The sequence below is a fragment of the Chryseobacterium taklimakanense genome, assembly GCF_900187185.1.
Taxonomy (GTDB): Bacteria; Bacteroidota; Bacteroidia; order Flavobacteriales; family Weeksellaceae; genus Planobacterium; species Planobacterium taklimakanense.
In genome coordinates, this window is sequence record NZ_LT906465.1 from 1,631,007 (window position 1) to 1,647,056 (window position 16,050).

Consider the following 16,050-nt stretch of genomic DNA (forward strand, 5'->3'; position numbering starts at 1 on the left):
AAACTAAGTTGCTGTGTGTTTAAAAAAATGAATACCGTTGAAGAAATAAAATCCGCTATTGAATTTCTTTCCAAAAAAGAAAAAGCAGAATTCTACCCAAAGTTTTTCAAAACCGGACCGGGGGACTATGCTGAAGGTGATCAGTTTATCGGTGTGACAGTTCCAGACCAGCGGAAAATTGCCCAGGAATTCTGGAACAAAATTTCTTTGAAGGAACTGGGCGAACTCTTATCTTCAAAAATCCATGAGCACCGCCACACGGCGCTTTTAATCCTTGTTACAAAATACGGCAAAGCGAAGTTTGACGAAGAAAGATCAGAAATCGCAGATTTTTACCTCGAAAATTTAGAGCACATCAACAACTGGGATCTGGTAGATAATTCCTGTTATAAAATTTTGGGCCGGCATTGTTTTGAAAATGCGGACTATAATATTTTAAAATCCCTTTCAGAGTCTGAAAATATGTGGCACAAAAGAATCGGGATTGTCAGCACGATGTACCTTATAAAAAAAGGTGAATTTGATCTGACAAAAGAACTGGCCTTAAAAAATCTTTATCATTCCCACGATTTGATGCACAAAGCAAACGGCTGGCTGCTGCGCGAAATGGGCAAAAAGAATGAAGCCGAATTATTACAGTTTCTGGATAAACACTACCACAAAATGCCGCGTACATCCCTGCGTTACGCCATCGAAAAACTGGATGAAGACTTGCGGCAGGATTATCTTAAAGGCAGAAGATGATGGATTCGGTAACCATACGTGAAATTGCACATTATTTTCTGCACCTGGTTTTTCCCGTTTTCATCGCGTTGATTTTTTTCAGGAAAAACTGGAAAAAAGCCTATCTGATGATGCTCGCCACGATGCTGGTAGATCTGGACCATATTTTTGCCGATCCGCTTTTTGATCCAAACCGTAACAGTATTGGTTTCCATCCACTGCACACCTACCCTATGATTGGGCTGTATGCTTTGAGCATTATTTTGCGGAAAGGTTATAAAATAGTTGCGGTAGGGCTTTTATTCCATATGCTCACAGATTTTCAGGATTTTTATTTTTGGAAGTAGCTATACATTTTTTAAATAATTTTTTCGGTTTAAATCGATTTTTTGTATTTTGTCACAAATCAATTTAATGAGAAAATTTAAAACTTTTTTTCACTGGACCGTCATTGTGCCTTTGCTGGCTTCAATCTTTTACCTGAGCGGGGCTTTGGGATACAGCGCTTTAGCAAATACAGTTGGTGCCACATTATTGTTTGGCAGTGTTCTGGCAGCCGTTCACCACGCAGAAGTGGTAGCCCACAAGGTTGGCGAACCCTACGGAACCATCATCCTTGCAGTTTGCATTACCATTCTTGAAGTTGGACTTATCATTTCTTTTATGCTTTCGGGCAGCAAAGGCGCTCTCACCTATGCCAGGGATACCGTTTTTGCGGCCGTAATGCTGATCCTGAACGGTATTCTCGGCCTGTGTATTTTGGTTGGCGGTGTGCGTTACCGTGAGCAGTTTTTCGCCAAAAGTTCTGCCACGACTTATCTTGTCAGCCTTGTTGCCATTTTGGTTCTAACGCTTATATTACCGAACTATACCTCAAGCATCAGAGGTCCTTTCTACACAGAACCGCAGTTGATCTTCGTTGCATTGGCCTGTCTCACCATTTACGGCACCTTCCTAATGGTGCAGACCGTAAGGCACAGAAATTATTTCGTTGATGATAACGGCGATGAAAACCATGAAGCAGATAAGCCCTCAATATTAAAAACAACCGTAAGCCTTGTATTGCTAATCATCTGCCTTGCTGTAGTAATTTTTATGGCAAAAGGCTTGTCACCGGTAATTGAAGGCTTCGTTAAAAGCATCGGCGCACCAAAAGCCCTGGTGGGAGTCATCATCGCATCGGTGGTTTTGCTGCCGGAAGGTTTTGCCGCCGTGCGCGCTGCAAGAAATAACCAAATCCAGTCTTCGGTAAATCTTGCGCTCGGTTCAGCATTGGCGAGTGTTGGCCTTACCATACCGGCAATATCAGCGGTATGCGTAATCTATGATATTCCTTTTGTCCTGGGGCTCGACATCAAATCTGTTATTTTGCTGGGTCTGTCGGTGGTTATTACGATGCTTTCCCTGAGCCACGGAAAAACGAATGTGCTTTATGGCACGGTACTGCTGGTCAATTTGGCGGCTTATATTTTTACGGTGATATTTCCTTAATTATTTATTTTTCAGGCATATCAATATTTTTTTTACTTTTATTAAAAATTATATCTAACTATGCTCGTAAAAGTCTACGGAAGCGCTATCCACGGGGTTTCTGCGCAAATTATCACCATTGAAGTTAATGTCGCCGGTGCCGGTGTCGGATACCATCTCGTGGGCTTGCCGGATAACGCGATCAAAGAAAGCTCCTACAGAATCTCGGCAGCCCTTAAAAATGTTGGTTACAATATTCCTGGCAAGAAAATAACCATCAATATGGCGCCCGCAGACCTTCGGAAAGAAGGTTCGGCATACGACTTGAGCATTGCCCTGGGAATTTTAGCGGCTTCAAACCAAATCGAAGCTGAAAGTATTGGAGAGTACATCATCATGGGCGAGCTTTCTTTGGATGGCGGACTGCAACCTATTAAAGGAGTTCTACCGATCGCCATAAAAGCCAGAGAAGAGGGTTTCAAAGGCATTATTCTTCCAAAACAAAATACGAGAGAAGCCGCGATCGTAAACAATCTGGAGGTTTACGGCGTTGAAAACATTAAAGAAGTTATTTCTTTTTTCAATGAAGGAAAACCTCTGGAACGAACCGAGATTGACACCAGAAAAGAATTTCACGACAAAATAGATTCTTTCCCCTTTGATTTTTCTGAAGTTAAAGGCCAGGAAACCGCAAAACGCGCTATGGAAGTTGCAGCAGCTGGTGGCCACAACATCATTCTCATCGGTCCTCCGGGCAGTGGTAAAACGATGTTGGCGAAGCGCATACCCAGTATTTTACCGCCTTTAACCATTAAAGAAGCGCTGGAAACTACAAAAATACATTCCGTTGCCGGAAAGATTGGAGCAGAAACATCACTGATGACGGTGAGGCCCTTCCGCAGCCCGCACCACACGATTTCAGACGTTGCTTTGGTTGGTGGCGGCAGCTATCCGCAACCAGGAGAAATATCACTGGCGCACAACGGTGTTTTATTTTTGGATGAAATGCCGGAATTTAAAAGGACGGTTCTCGAAGTTATGCGGCAGCCGCTTGAAGACCGTGTAGTTACCATTTCCCGTGCAAAATTTACAGTGAATTATCCTGCAAGTTTTATGTTGGTGGCGAGCATGAATCCCAGCCCGAGTGGTTATTTCCCTGATGATCCTAACAATACTTCTTCAGCTTTCGAAATGCAGCGCTATATGAATAAACTTTCCGGACCTCTTCTTGACCGGATTGACATCCATATCGAGGTGCAAAAAGTAGAATTTGAACAGCTTTCTGACCGAAGAAAAGGTGAAAACAGCATCAAAATACGCGAACGTGTTCTGAAAGCCCGCGAGATCCAGGAACAGCGATATAAAGACCTGGACATCAGCTACAACGCACAAATCGGTCCGAAAGAAATTGAAAAATACTGTGAACTGGATTCCGCTTCACAAAACCTCATCAAAAATGCGATGGAAAAACTCAATCTTTCTGCCCGCGCTTACGACAGAATTCTGAAGGTTGCACGAACGATTGCCGATCTGGAAAATTCTGAACAAATCCTTTCAAACCATATTGCCGAAGCAATACAGTACCGCAGCCTCGACCGGGAATTCTGGAACGCCTGACCTTCGCTCGCCGGATTACTTTACAAAAGGTTTGATGCTCTTTTTATTGGTGTTCTTGGGTTGCACATCAGACCCTAAATTATAAGTAAAGCCGATGCCCAATGTTTGCTTCATCTGTGTCCGTTTAATTTGATCATGGTCATAAAGCACATCCACACCGATGATGGCAGAGATAAATTTGTTGAATTTCATATTCAGCACGCCAGAGTAATTGATATCCACCCTTTCAGCATGATTCACATAATTTGAGAAGAAATTGAGCTGATTTACAAGATTAACATCCTTATAAATCTTAATCCGGTGAAGAAGGTTCAGCATAGCACCCAACTCAGTCCTCACACTTTGTCCGTCGCGCTCGAGGCCATATCTACCGGCAAGCTGAAGTTTTGGATCGAGCACAAAAGTAAATTTCCCGTTGGCCGGCCTGAATATCACCTGAAAATTTTCATTCGGATTATAAGAAATACCGATACCCGCATTCAGATAACCCGGCGCCATAAATTTGGAAACGCGGTCGTCATAATTGGGATCCGGCGTTAAAGCATAATTGTATCCAGGTGTAAACTGCGACAAAAACTGGTAACCGGTGGACAGATAATAATTCCTTCCAAGGTCATAGCCATAGTTGGTCGCGATGCTGATGAAGTCCTCCGTTTTTCTTGTGCTCTGACCTTGTGTTGCAACGAACCCATAGCCTAACTGAAGCAGGTTTTCAAGGAAATGCCTGTCTCTTTTGTAGCTTAAATTGTAATTGATTTTTCCCAATACTCCCATATTGTTATTCCCCCCGGAATTCCAGTTGGAAAATGCGGCCTGATTGAACAGAAGGTTGTTTTGACCATAAAAGAACCAGCGTTTTTCTTCTTTTGAATTTAAAAAATTAAAAGGGGTAATGGGGATCTCTTCCGGGATTTGCGGAATGATGACCTCGGCTCTCACAATGATGGTATCTTCTTTTATGACCTCAATTTTTTCGATGACCGGATTTGCAAGGCTGTCAAGATTTGGCAGCGTTTTAATCCAGCGGCTTTGCGATATGGAGTCTATTTCTTTTTGCAAAGGGGTTCTCTGCGCAGATGCAAAAAACGTATAAAAGCCGAAGATAAACAGTAATCCTTGCTTCATAATTTCTTTCATTTCTCTACAAATGTAAAAAATCAGCTTCATTTGCTTAAGTCGAGGTTCAGGAATTTGCATTTTTTGTCCTGTAAATCATCTAAGCTGTGAAAAATTAGACAAAATTTCTCAATTTTACTGTTGGCAGTTTTTTTGCCAAACTCGCTTATGCTGAAAAATTTTCAACTATCCCCGAAGGCAATTTTCTATCCGATGCTTATGCTTGCGGCTATGTGGACGGGATTTTTTCTTCAGCAGTTTGGTTTGTTCCGGGACTGTTCAGGTTCAATCATTCCATTAACGCCAGAAGGTCTGAAGGGCGTTTTTTTCAGCCCGTTTCTTCACGGAAATTTGGAGCACATCATCGGCAATTCGCTGCCGATTGTGGTGCTTATGTTTTTGCTTTACCAGTTTTACCAGCCCATTGCAAGTAAGGTTTTTTTTACAGGCTGGATTGCTACGGGACTTTTGGTATGGCTGTTACCGCCGATTGATATTATGACGGGCGATTTTTATTACTCATGTATCATAGGCGCGAGCGGACTGGTTTATGTGATGGCGTTTTTCCTGTTTTTCAGCGGTGTTTTTCGATGGGATTTGAAGCTGTTGGCGGTCACCCTGCTTGTAGGAATGTATTATGGTGGTTTGGTCTGGGGCGTATTTCCTGAGGAACTTTTTTACAACCTCGACGCGCCGAGCAAAATTTCCTGGCAGTCGCATCTATCCGGAGCGGTGGTTGGGGTTATCCTGGCATTTATCTTCAAAAATTCAGGGGAAAAGAAAAAGAAATATATCTGGGAATTTCCGGATTATTACAACGAAAAAGACGATAAACTATGGATGCAGTACAAGGAAAACCATCCTGAAGATTTCAGGGAAATGCCGCAGAAAAAGAAAGATGCGGTTTGGGAACAGCTTGATGAACTGCGGAAAAGAAGTTGATTTTTTCTAATTTTGGAAAAATTACTAAAACATGTTTTCAGACGAGCATCTGTATTCCATCGCATTACGTAAGTCCGCACTGGTGGGCGACGCCATTTTCAAAAGGCTGATTGATGCTGAAGGTTCGGCAGAAAAGGTATGGAAACTTCCTAAAAGAAAAATCACAAAAACTTACGGCATCGGCGAGAAGATTTCTGCTGATATCGGAAATGAAAACCATCTGAAATTCGCAGAAAAGGAAATTGAATTTTGTCTTAAAAATCAAATCAAAATCCATCTCCGCCACAGGAAAGATCTGCCAAAACTTCTTCAGGAGTGCGACGATGCGCCAGCTATTCTCTATCAGAAAGGCGTATTTAATGAAGAAATTTTCCCAGTAAGTATTGTTGGTACCAGGAATATTACCGCCTACGGAAAACATTTTGTAGAGGAACTTCTCGAGGAGCTGAAAACTTTGGGTATTCAAACTGTAAGTGGGCTCGCTTTGGGCGTAGATTCGGAAGTGCACCAAAAATCTTTAGAAAAAAATATTCCCACAACCGCGGTCCTGGCTCACGGCTTTCACACGCTTTATCCTTCAAAAAACAAAATTCTTTCAGAAAAAATCCTTGAAAACTTGGGCGCGCTTTTCACAGAATTCAATACTTCGCAAAAACCTGACCGGGAAAACTTCATCCAGAGAAACAGAATCGTAGCCGCCATTTCACCAGTGACAATTGTTGTGGAGACAGCATTCGGGGGTGGCTCCATCAGCACGGTGACTTTTGCCAACAGCTATAACCGCGACGTATACGCTTTGCCGGGAAAAATTACCGATAAATACAGCCAGGGCTGCAATCAAATCATTGCGCAGCACAAGGCTGCAACCATTTCAACCGTAAAAGATTTAATTAAAGATTTAGGACTTAACGAACCTAAAGAAAAAATCGGCGAGCTGTTTCCAAAAAGCGAAATACGGCTGCAAATGACTGATGAGCAGCTTCAAATCTACAATATTATTAAAAATCATCCTCAGATCACTTTAGACGAACTCTCAGAAATTGCGGATGTGGCCACTTACAAAATCCTTCCTCTACTTCTCGAAATTGAAATTTTGGGTTATATCAAGTCGTTTTCGGGACGTCAATTTCAGGTCATATAAGATTTTTCGTTTTTTAATTATTCACTAAATAATTGTTAACTTAATATTATTAATAATTTTAGTTGATAAATTATGATTTTAATAAATTTATTAATTAAAAATAATGAATTTTTATCAAATTTAAAAAGAACATTTGCAAAATTTGAGAAAAAAGCTAAATTTGATGGTAATAATTTTCAAACCATATGGAGCACCATAACGTAGAGCAAAAAATCCAGGAGTTTATTGCGAAAATCGAAGCGAGAAACCCTAACGAACCTGAATTCCTTCAGGCAGTGAAAGAAGTGGCAGTTACTGTAATTCCTTTCATAGCAACCAGGAAAGAGTATAATGGAATGAAACTTCTGGAAAGAATGGCCGAAGCTGAAAGAATTATTATCTTCAGAGTTCCGTGGATTGATGACAAAGGCGAAATACAGGTAAACAGAGGTTACAGAATTCAGATGAACTCTGCGATTGGCCCATACAAAGGCGGTATCCGTTTTCACCCTACCGTAAACCTTTCTGTATTGAAATTCCTAGCTTTTGAGCAGGTTTTCAAAAATTCATTGACTACTTTGCCAATGGGTGGTGGTAAAGGTGGTGCAGATTTCGATCCACAGGGAAAATCTGATATGGAAATCATGCGTTTCTGCCAGGCCTTTATGACGGAGCTTTGCAAACATATCGGTCCGGAAACTGACGTTCCCGCTGGTGACATCGGGGTAGGTGCGAAGGAAATCGGTTACCTTTTCGGACAGTACAAAAAAATCAGAAACGAATTCACGGGTGTACTTACCGGTAAAGGTTTGGCATATGGTGGATCACTGATCAGACCGGAAGCGACTGGCTACGGTGTTGTTTATTTCTGCGAGCAAATGCTTAAAACAAAAGGCGAAGAAATCAAAGGTAAAACGTTCACGGTTTCTGGTTTCGGAAACGTGGCTTGGGGAGTTGTGAAAAAAATCAACGAGCTGGGCGGTAAAGTCCTAACGATTTCCGGACCAGACGGTTATGTTTATGATGAAACTGGAATAAGCGGCGATAAAATCGACTATCTGCTTGAACTGAGAGCATCCGGCAACAACAGAGCTGAAGATTACGTGAAAAAATATCCGGAAGCTAAATTCTTCGCTGGCAAAAGGCCTTGGGAAGTGAAATGTGATGTTGCAATTCCTGCAGCAACACAGAACGAACTTCACCTTGAGGATGCTAAAACCCTTGTAGCAAACGGTGTAATTTGTGTCACTGAAGCTGCGAACATGCCATCAACTTTGGATGCCATCAGTTATTTTCTTGATCATAAGGTGCTTTTCAGCCCAGGTAAAGCTTCAAACGCCGGAGGTGTTGCAACTTCAGGACTTGAAATGACGCAGAACTCAATCCGTCTAAACTGGTCGTCAGAAGAGGTTGATGCAAGGCTGAAAGAAATCATGATCGGCATTCACAAAGCTTGCCGCGACTACGGAAAAGAAGAAAACGGATACGTGAACTACGTTAAAGGGGCAAACATTGCGGGCTTCGTAAAAGTGGCTGAAGCGATGCTGGCTCAAGGAGTTGTGTAATAAAAATAAAGCCCGAAAAATATCGGGCTTTTGTTTTTAACAGAATAGCCTGTCCCGGGATAATGGGAAAAAGTAAAATGAGAGAATAAGAGCGCTGGTCTTCAGTGCTTTTATTTTTTTATGAATTAAAATTTAATGGTTTCGAAAAACTAAATCTCATCTCTAATACTAAGCTGGTCATCGGCGCTCGCTTCGCTCGCGCCACAAAAAAACTCCGGAAATCCGGAGCTCTTTCATTTCTGTTTATTGTAATTTAATCTACTTTAGCTTTACTCTTTACTTTTGCTTTTTTCTTTGGGGCAGTTTTCTCCGCGGGTTGAGTTTCAGGTTGTGCCTCGCCTTTCACTTCCGTCTGAGTGGTGATTGCTGCATTTGGATTTGCGTTTTCGTGAGCATTTACATTAGCATTGGCGTCCGCTTTTAAATTAACATCGGTTTTGGCAGCGTTTTGAGGAGCCGCATTTTTAACGCCCTGACCGTTTGTGGTAAGAACAGACTGTGCTGTTTGTGAAGCGGGAGCTGCCGCTTTCTCAGCATTCTCCTGCGTTCCTTTAAGGATTTGGCTCACTGTACTTTCAGTTTTTTCGCTAGTTTTTTCAAGGGCTTTCCCAGCGGTTGCGGGTTTCACATCTGTTTTAGCATCAGCTTTTACAATTTGAGCGTTGGCAAACATAAATCCGGCTGTAGAGAAGACAGCGCATAACAATAATTTTTTCATAATCTTAAATTTATTTTTTTGTTAGGTGATATGAAAACGCTGTTTTGGTTGCGCGAATTATTTCGAAACACGAACTTTATGATTGTTTAATACTTATTAGGATATTCTAACTTTATTTTTTCAGGTTTTCTGTTAGTCTTTCCAAAAAAATATGTGCGGCCGGGCAAATCACCGTATTTTTCAAAGTGAGGTGGTTGATCTGATAAATTTTCTTGCGGTCAGTATGCGGAAATTCGCGGCAGGCTTTAGGGCGCACCTCGTAGATGGAGCAGGTGTTGTCACCGTTAAGAAAACTGCACGGAAGATTCTGCAGCACCTTGTCGTTATCCTCATCGGTTCTTAGATATTTCAATTCGAAGTCAGCAGGTTTCATCCGCAAATGTTTGGCTATTCGATCAATGTCTTTTTCTGTGAAAAGCGGGCCGGTGGTTTTGCAGCAGTTGGCACATTTCAGGCAGTTGATTTCCTCAAAAACTTCTTCGTGAGTTTCCTGCACTACATAATCCAGATTTTTAGGCGGTTTCTTTTTAATTCCGTCTAAAAATTTTTTGTGGTCCTTATGCTTTTGTACAGCCTGGTTTTTGTAGAAATCGAGATTCAAGGTTTTGAATAAAATTAATGGTGCAAAATTATGTTTTAAATGGAAATTTTCCTCCTATGCAAGATTTATTTTGCGGTACGGGAAATGCTGTTCGTTTATCCGGACTTAAGATGCAGACATCCTGGTAAAAAAGTTCCGATTCATTCCATTAAAAAAAATTCATGAAAAAAAAGTAGAGGCTAATGAACAAAATGACCAAGGCTGCAAATTTTTACAAAAAATTGGATCCAGAAACAGTAAGCCGGTCAGCGGTTGATGCCACGGGAAAACCCTATCCTGTTTTGCATATGGGGCTCGCAAAATAATTTACTGCGATTTTTTAGAATAATATTATAGGAAGTTTCTGTTTCCTGAATATAAAACTCCATTCCATATTTTATCTCACAAAATTTTCGTAAATTAGTTTATTGCAAAAATGCCCGGCAGCCCATTCAAAACCTGTTTTCACAGAAAGCTTGCAGGCAGAGGCAATATTTTTTACCAAACCCTAAAAATTTTTAACGATGAACAGAGAGGAAATCCTTGGAAAAATTATCGAGGAACAGCAGAGAGTCATAGACAATTTACTGCAGTCCGTAGAGCGCTACAAGACAGCATCAGACCTGGATGAAGACGATACTTCTGACCCGGACGACCTGGCGCGCCAAACCGAGGCGAAAGATATGCAGCTGCGCTTCGAGAAAATGCTCGCCAAAGAGAAAAAGGATATGGCATTCGTACAGGCTGAGCGAAATAAAAACTATACCCAAGCGGAACTCGGTGCGCTGGTAGAGACCGACAAGAATTATTTTTTCATGGCGGTACCGCTGCCAAAATTCACGGTAAACGGTAAAGAAATTTTCTGCATATCGCCGGACGCCCCAATTTTTCAGAAACTGAAAAATAAGAAAGTGGGAGACACGGTAGAAATGGGAACAAACACATTCGAAATAAAATCCATTTCGTAATGGAAAATCAGCTTTCGGTGTCGCCTCAACTTTTAGCGCAGCTTTACGAATTCAGCACAGTAAAAAATTACAGTTCGGGCGAGCTGATCCTGGACGAAAATGCCAGTATCCGCTCCATCCCGATCGTAACGAAAGGCAGCATTAAAGTAATGAGAACCGAAGAAGACGGCCGGGAAATCCTGCTGTATTACATCAAAGCCGGAGAAAGCTGCGTGATGTCGTTTCTTGGCGGGCTCCACGGTGAAACCAGCAAAGTAAAGGCAGAAGTAGAAGAAGACGCGGAGATTCTCTTTTTACCAACGGACAAAGTTACATCCCTTATAAAAACAAATCCCGAGTGGCTGGATTATATTTTCAAAATGTACCACAAACGATTTGAGGAACTCCTTGATATGATCAACGAGTTGACTTTCAGGAAGGTTGATGACCGGCTTATAAATCTCTTGCATAAGAAATCAGAGCTTACCGGCTCGAAAATCATCACTGCAACACATGAACAGCTCGCCAATGAACTGGGAACCGCGCGTGTTGTGGTTTCACGAATTCTAAAAACTTTTGAGGAAGATCATAAACTGCAACTCGGCCGCAACCGCATTGAGCTTCTGTAACCAAAGTTTCAAAAATACTTATCTTTAGCCTTTACATTTGCAGAAAATTTTTTTCGATGCACATTTTAGGTTATTTTTTTGCGCTTATCATTGGCCTGGTCATGGGACTTATCGGCGGCGGAGGCAGTATTTTAAGCGTTCCCGTTTTCGCCTATCTCTTTAATATTGACGCTATTACAGCGACTGCTTTTTCACTTTTCGTGGTTGGCGCTACCAGTTCGGTAGGATCCGTAAGTTTCATCAGGCAAGGTTATGTAAATTTTACTACGGCGTTCCGTTTCGGGATACCTTCTGTTTTGGGAATTCTGTTTTCCAGGAGGTTGGTTTTGCCGCATTTACCGGAGTACATTATTCACCGCTGGGGCATAACTTTAACTAAAGATATGTTTATTCTGATACTTTTTGCGGTGCTGATGCTCCTTTCTGCCATAAAAATGATTCAGAGAAAAGAAAGAGTTCGTAAACCGCGAGAAAGTGAGACCAATTATACGCTCCTTGTTTCTCAAGGGCTTCTTGTAGGGATTGTGACCGGATTTATTGGTGCGGGTGGCGGCTTTCTGATTGTTCCGGCCTTGGTGATGTTACTTGGCGTTTCTATGAAAGAAGCGGTAGCCACATCGCTTTTCATCATTTCAATCAATTCGTTTATTGGATTTGCATCATCACTCGACAAAATCCCTGTTGACTGGGCTTTTCTCCTTTCATTTACTTCACTTTCAATCATAGGAATCTTGATCGGCGTAGCCCTTTCTAAAAGGATTGAGCCGCGCAAGCTTAAACCAATATTTGGTTGGTTTGTCCTGGTGATGGGTATCTGGATTATCGTCACCGAACTATTATTAAAATAAAAAAATCATATTGAATAGTATTTGAACTGGATGCAGAATCAAATCAACAATAAATGAAGGCCAAATGATGGCATAAAAAGAAGAAACAGCAAAATAGTTTATATCTATCAACAATGTAATCTTTGTTACAGTTTATCTAAAAACATAGTCCGAAATTTGCATTTAACAATACCAAAAGAAATAATATGAAAGTAGAACAAATATATACAGGATGTCTGGCACAGGGCGCCTATTACATCGTGTCCGGAAACGAAGCGGCGATTATTGATCCGTTGCGTGAGGTTCAGCCATATCTGGACAGGCTTGAGAAAGACAACGTGACTTTAAAATATATTTTCGAGACACATTTCCACGCAGATTTTGTGTCGGGACATATTGATTTGAGCAAAAAAACAGGCGCTCCCATTGTTTACGGGCCTACTGCCGAGCCTTCGTTTGACGCACTGGTTGCTGAGGACAATCAGATTTTTGAAATCGGTAACGCAAAAATAAAAGTTCTTCACACACCGGGCCACACGATGGAAAGCTCAACCTATCTTTTGATCGACGAAGAAGGTAAAGAAACTGCTATTTTCTCTGGAGACACTCTGTTTTTAGGTGACGTTGGAAGGCCCGATTTGGCACAGAAAGCTGCCAACCTTACTCAGGAAGAACTGGCCGGTTTGCTTTATGACAGCCTTACGGACAAAATTTTGCCTCTTTCCGATGATATCACCGTCTATCCGGCACACGGAGCAGGTTCTGCCTGTGGGAAAAATATGCAGAAAGAAACCGTGGATACACTTGGAAATCAAAAGAAAACGAATTACGCTCTCAACCAGCAGAACAGAGAAGCATTTATTGAAGCGGTTTTAGACGGTCTTTCCGCGCCACCTAAATATTTCGGTATGAATGTCGCCATGAATAAAGGCGGCTACGAAAGTTTCGAAAATGTGATGAATAAAGGATTAAATCCACTTTCACCAAACGATTTCGAGACTGCAGCGGAAGAAACCGGCGCATTGATTTTAGATACAAGGCCAGCGGCAGATTTTCATAAAGGTTTTGTGCCGAATGCTGTAAACATTGGCTTAAAAGGTGATTTTGCACCTTGGGTTGGCGCCATGATCGTAGATGTGAAACAACCTTTATTGCTCGTAACGGAACCCGGAACTGAGCAAGAAGCGATTACAAGGCTTTCAAGGGTTGGTTTTGACAATGTGATTGGATATCTGGACGGAAGTTTCGAAAGCTGGAAAATGTCTGGTAAAGAAGTTGACGAAATAAAGAGAATTTCACCTGAAGAATTCGCTGACCAGTTCAATACGGATTCTAAAGTTATTGATGTAAGAAAACCAACAGAATATGCTGCTGAGCACGTAAATGACGCTTACAGCAAACCATTGGATGCAATCTCGGAATGGGCCGGAACTGTAGATGAAAAGGAACATTTCTTCCTGCACTGCGCCGGAGGTTACAGAAGTATGATTGCAGCGAGTATCTTAAACTCAAGAGGAATCAGAAATTTCACTGAAGTGGAAGGGGGGTTCAACGGTATTAAAAAGACCGGAAAAGTTCCAACAACAGATTTTATTTGTCAAAGCAAACTTTAAAATAAGCACCCAACTTCTGCAGCCCCGGAAGAAATTCCAGCAAAGCATTCAAAATAACGAAGGGTGACGGGATAAACTATCGCAAAACCCAAAACTTTGAAAACGTTTACATTATGCCAAAAAATTTTTTGAATCACCTGGTTTTCAGTAAAGAAAAACCTTCGACCTATGTCATCAAAAAGACTGATAAAATCCAGCAGATTGCAGTTGGACTGGGCGAGGAAACTCTACTTAAAAAACATATTACACCGGTGCCGACAAATCTCGTTATGGTGAAGGGCTCCATATTTTTTAAAATCAATGGTGAGGAAAATCTTTTTTCGGAAGGAGATACTTATGATATCCCTGTGGATACAGAACACGAGGTAATCGGCAAAGGAAAGGAGAATGTGTTTATTTTAACCAAAGAAATGTAAAACTCAGTCAGGTTTTCGATTCCGGACACGATGTTGGTTTAAGAAATAAAAGGCATTACCAGGATTTTGTGGGGATGCAATGAACGGATCCGGCGTCCGACAACGACATTTTAATCACCTTGAAAAATGAAAGAATTTATCACGCAATACAAATTAAGCATCGCTGGCGTTATGATCGGTGCAATCCTTGGTTACGCTTATTATTATTTTATCGGTTGCACCACGGGTTCATGCGCCATTACCTCAAAGCCAGTCAACTCCACGGTTTACGGTTCTGTGATGGCCTACCTGCTTTTCTCCGTTTTTGAAAAATCTAAAAAGCCACAAGATAATGCTTAGTATCCTTAAGAAAATATTCGGAAGAAAATCTGTTGATTATAAAGAATTGATTGCCAGGGGCGCACAGATCGTGGATGTACGCACAAAAGCTGAATTTGCCGGCGGACATATCAAAAAATCAAAGAATATTCCCCTTCAGGAGCTGAAAAGCCAAATCAACACGCTTGATAAAACTAAACCAGTGGTCACTTGCTGCGCCAGCGGAATACGGAGTGCTTCTGCAAAAGAAATTCTGCAAAACAACGGCTTCGAGGTTTATAACGGTGGCGGCTGGGCTTCACTTCAGAATAAAGTTTAATGATGGAGAATATTCTTAAATAGTGGGATATCAGAAGGTCTTTTTATCTTTTAGGAGGAATTTTCTTCATCGTTACGGCGATTAAAGATCAGATCTGGTGGGTCGCTATTTTCGGTATTTATTTCATATCAATGGCGGTTTTTCGTTTTGGTTGTGCGGCCGGAAACTGTGAACTTCCTTTAACCTAAAAAGAAGAAAAACCATAAGATAATTTTAAGTAAAAATATTATGTCACAAAAATTTCAGGAACTTATCAATTCGGAGCGCCCCGTGCTGATTGATTTTTTTGCTACGTGGTGCCAGCCGTGCAAGGTACAGTCGTCTGTTTTAACCTCAGTTAAAGAAAACGTGGGCGAAAAAGCCAGAATCGTAAAAATAGATGTGGACCAGTTTCCTGCAATCGCAGCGGAGTACGGTGTGCGTGGGGTTCCAACTTTAGCAATATTCAAAAACGGGCAGCTCCTTTGGAAGGAAAGCGGCGTACACGATGTGAACACCCTCACCAACCTTCTGAATCAGCACGCCTGATTTAGTTTTTTGTTCAAAATTATCACTCAATTGTTATGTTTGAAATCATTAGGCAGCCATGGCCTTGGTACGTGGCAGGCCCCCTCATTGGGCTAACAGTGCCGGCACTTTTATTACTGGGCAACAAATCTTTTGGGATCAGTTCGTCGCTTAGGCACATCTGCGCATCCTGTTTCCCCGCCAACATTCCTTTCTTCAATTACAACTGGAAAAAAGAAATCTGGAATCTTTTTTTCGTGGCAGGCATACTGATTGGTGGAATTATCGCAGCACAATTTCTACAAAATCCTGAAGAAATTAAAATAAGCACGGAGACAGCAAATTATCTTGCAGAAAAAGGAATTTCGGATAAGGGAACTTTGGTTCCTGCTGATTTGTTCACGTGGCAAAATCTTTTCACAATAAAAGGCTTACTGCTAATGGTTGTTGGTGGTTTCTTGGTTGGCTTTGGAACCAGATATGCGGGCGGCTGCACCAGCGGGCACTCAATTACGGGTATTGCTAATTTGCAGTGGCCCTCGCTGGTAGCTACAATATGTTTTATGGTTGGCGGATTTATCATGGCCAATCTTATTTTACCTTACATCTTAAACCTTTAAAAA

At 41.5% G+C, this 16,050-nt stretch carries 19 protein-coding genes; 16 read left to right on the forward strand and 3 right to left on the reverse strand.

Going from position 1 to position 16,050, the window contains the following annotated elements; genetic code table 11:
* The first annotated feature begins 27 nt into the window (after positions 1 to 27).
* The 4 genes from CKV81_RS07755 (at position 28) to CKV81_RS07770 (ending at position 3,810) form a co-directional block, all read left to right on the forward strand.
* Positions 28 to 744 carry a DNA alkylation repair protein gene (locus CKV81_RS07755; protein WP_095074372.1) on the forward strand — a complete coding sequence of 239 codons (717 nt, stop codon included), beginning with the start codon at positions 28 to 30 and terminating at the stop codon, positions 742 to 744.
* Positions 741 to 1,070, forward strand: a complete 330-nt coding sequence (locus CKV81_RS07760; RefSeq protein WP_095072093.1) for a DUF6122 family protein — start codon at positions 741 to 743, stop codon at positions 1,068 to 1,070. The genes CKV81_RS07755 and CKV81_RS07760 overlap by 4 nt, the downstream gene beginning before the upstream one ends.
* Before the next feature lie 67 nt (positions 1,071 to 1,137).
* Positions 1,138 to 2,214 (forward strand): calcium:proton antiporter, encoded by a 1,077-nt coding sequence (locus CKV81_RS07765; RefSeq protein ID WP_095072096.1) that lies wholly within the window; start codon positions 1,138 to 1,140, stop codon positions 2,212 to 2,214.
* 60 nt (positions 2,215 to 2,274) lie between these two features.
* Positions 2,275 to 3,810, forward strand: coding sequence for a YifB family Mg chelatase-like AAA ATPase (locus CKV81_RS07770; protein ID WP_095072098.1), 1,536 nt, complete (start codon positions 2,275 to 2,277; stop codon positions 3,808 to 3,810).
* Between the two features lie 15 nt (positions 3,811 to 3,825).
* Here the strand turns inward: CKV81_RS07770 and CKV81_RS07775 are convergent, their stop codons facing one another.
* Positions 3,826 to 5,007, reverse strand: a complete 1,182-nt coding sequence (locus CKV81_RS07775; RefSeq protein WP_258453914.1) for a DUF3078 domain-containing protein — start codon at positions 5,005 to 5,007, stop codon at positions 3,826 to 3,828.
* A gap of 87 nt (positions 5,008 to 5,094) precedes the next feature.
* Here CKV81_RS07775 and CKV81_RS07780 point away from each other — a divergent pair, with 87 nt between their 5' ends.
* From CKV81_RS07780 to gdhA, 3 genes are all read left to right on the forward strand, one after another.
* Positions 5,095 to 5,868 (forward strand): rhomboid family intramembrane serine protease, encoded by a 774-nt coding sequence (locus tag CKV81_RS07780; protein ID WP_095072100.1) that lies wholly within the window; start codon positions 5,095 to 5,097, stop codon positions 5,866 to 5,868.
* Between the two features lie 31 nt (positions 5,869 to 5,899).
* Positions 5,900 to 7,009, forward strand: coding sequence for a DNA-processing protein DprA (gene dprA / locus CKV81_RS07785; RefSeq protein ID WP_095072104.1), 1,110 nt, complete (start codon positions 5,900 to 5,902; stop codon positions 7,007 to 7,009).
* Between the two features lie 185 nt (positions 7,010 to 7,194).
* Positions 7,195 to 8,553, forward strand: coding sequence for an NADP-specific glutamate dehydrogenase (gdhA, locus tag CKV81_RS07790; RefSeq protein ID WP_095072107.1), 1,359 nt, complete (start codon positions 7,195 to 7,197; stop codon positions 8,551 to 8,553).
* Positions 8,554 to 8,806: 253 nt separating this feature from the next.
* Here the strand turns inward: gdhA and CKV81_RS07795 are convergent, their stop codons facing one another.
* Positions 8,807 to 9,271, reverse strand: a complete 465-nt coding sequence (locus tag CKV81_RS07795; RefSeq protein ID WP_095072110.1) for a hypothetical protein — start codon at positions 9,269 to 9,271, stop codon at positions 8,807 to 8,809.
* Between the two features lie 112 nt (positions 9,272 to 9,383).
* Complete coding sequence (locus tag CKV81_RS07800) at positions 9,384 to 9,872, reverse strand: YkgJ family cysteine cluster protein (protein ID WP_095072112.1); 489 nt, start codon at positions 9,870 to 9,872, stop codon at positions 9,384 to 9,386.
* Positions 9,873 to 10,375: 503 nt separating this feature from the next.
* Between CKV81_RS07800 and CKV81_RS07805 the strand changes: the two genes are divergently transcribed.
* The 9 genes from CKV81_RS07805 (at position 10,376) to CKV81_RS07845 (ending at position 16,047) form a co-directional block, all read left to right on the forward strand.
* A complete protein-coding gene (locus CKV81_RS07805) occupies positions 10,376 to 10,819 on the forward strand; it encodes a hypothetical protein (RefSeq protein ID WP_095072114.1) in 444 nt (147 codons plus the stop codon).
* Entirely contained in the window at positions 10,819 to 11,427 is a 609-nt protein-coding gene (locus CKV81_RS07810; protein ID WP_095072116.1) for a Crp/Fnr family transcriptional regulator, read from the forward strand. Before CKV81_RS07805 ends, CKV81_RS07810 begins: the two co-directional genes overlap by 1 nt.
* 56 nt (positions 11,428 to 11,483) lie before the next feature.
* A complete protein-coding gene (locus CKV81_RS07815; RefSeq protein ID WP_095072118.1) occupies positions 11,484 to 12,275 on the forward strand; it encodes a sulfite exporter TauE/SafE family protein in 792 nt (263 codons plus the stop codon).
* Positions 12,276 to 12,460: 185 nt separating this feature from the next.
* Entirely contained in the window at positions 12,461 to 13,867 is a 1,407-nt protein-coding gene (locus CKV81_RS07820) for an MBL fold metallo-hydrolase (RefSeq protein WP_095072121.1), read from the forward strand.
* Positions 13,868 to 13,980: 113 nt separating this feature from the next.
* A complete protein-coding gene (locus CKV81_RS07825) occupies positions 13,981 to 14,283 on the forward strand; it encodes a hypothetical protein (RefSeq protein ID WP_095072123.1) in 303 nt (100 codons plus the stop codon).
* Between the two features lie 126 nt (positions 14,284 to 14,409).
* Positions 14,410 to 14,622, forward strand: coding sequence for a DUF6132 family protein (locus tag CKV81_RS07830; protein ID WP_095072125.1), 213 nt, complete (start codon positions 14,410 to 14,412; stop codon positions 14,620 to 14,622).
* On the forward strand, positions 14,615 to 14,920 hold the full coding sequence (locus CKV81_RS07835) for a rhodanese-like domain-containing protein (RefSeq protein WP_095072127.1): 306 nt from the start codon (positions 14,615 to 14,617) through the stop codon (positions 14,918 to 14,920). Before CKV81_RS07830 ends, CKV81_RS07835 begins: the two co-directional genes overlap by 8 nt.
* 228 nt (positions 14,921 to 15,148) lie before the next feature.
* Positions 15,149 to 15,448 carry a thioredoxin gene (gene trxA / locus CKV81_RS07840; RefSeq protein ID WP_095072130.1) on the forward strand — a complete coding sequence of 100 codons (300 nt, stop codon included), beginning with the start codon at positions 15,149 to 15,151 and terminating at the stop codon, positions 15,446 to 15,448.
* 35 nt (positions 15,449 to 15,483) lie between these two features.
* Positions 15,484 to 16,047, forward strand: a complete 564-nt coding sequence (locus CKV81_RS07845; RefSeq protein WP_095072133.1) for a YeeE/YedE family protein — start codon at positions 15,484 to 15,486, stop codon at positions 16,045 to 16,047.
* Positions 16,048 to 16,050 lie beyond the last annotated feature (3 nt).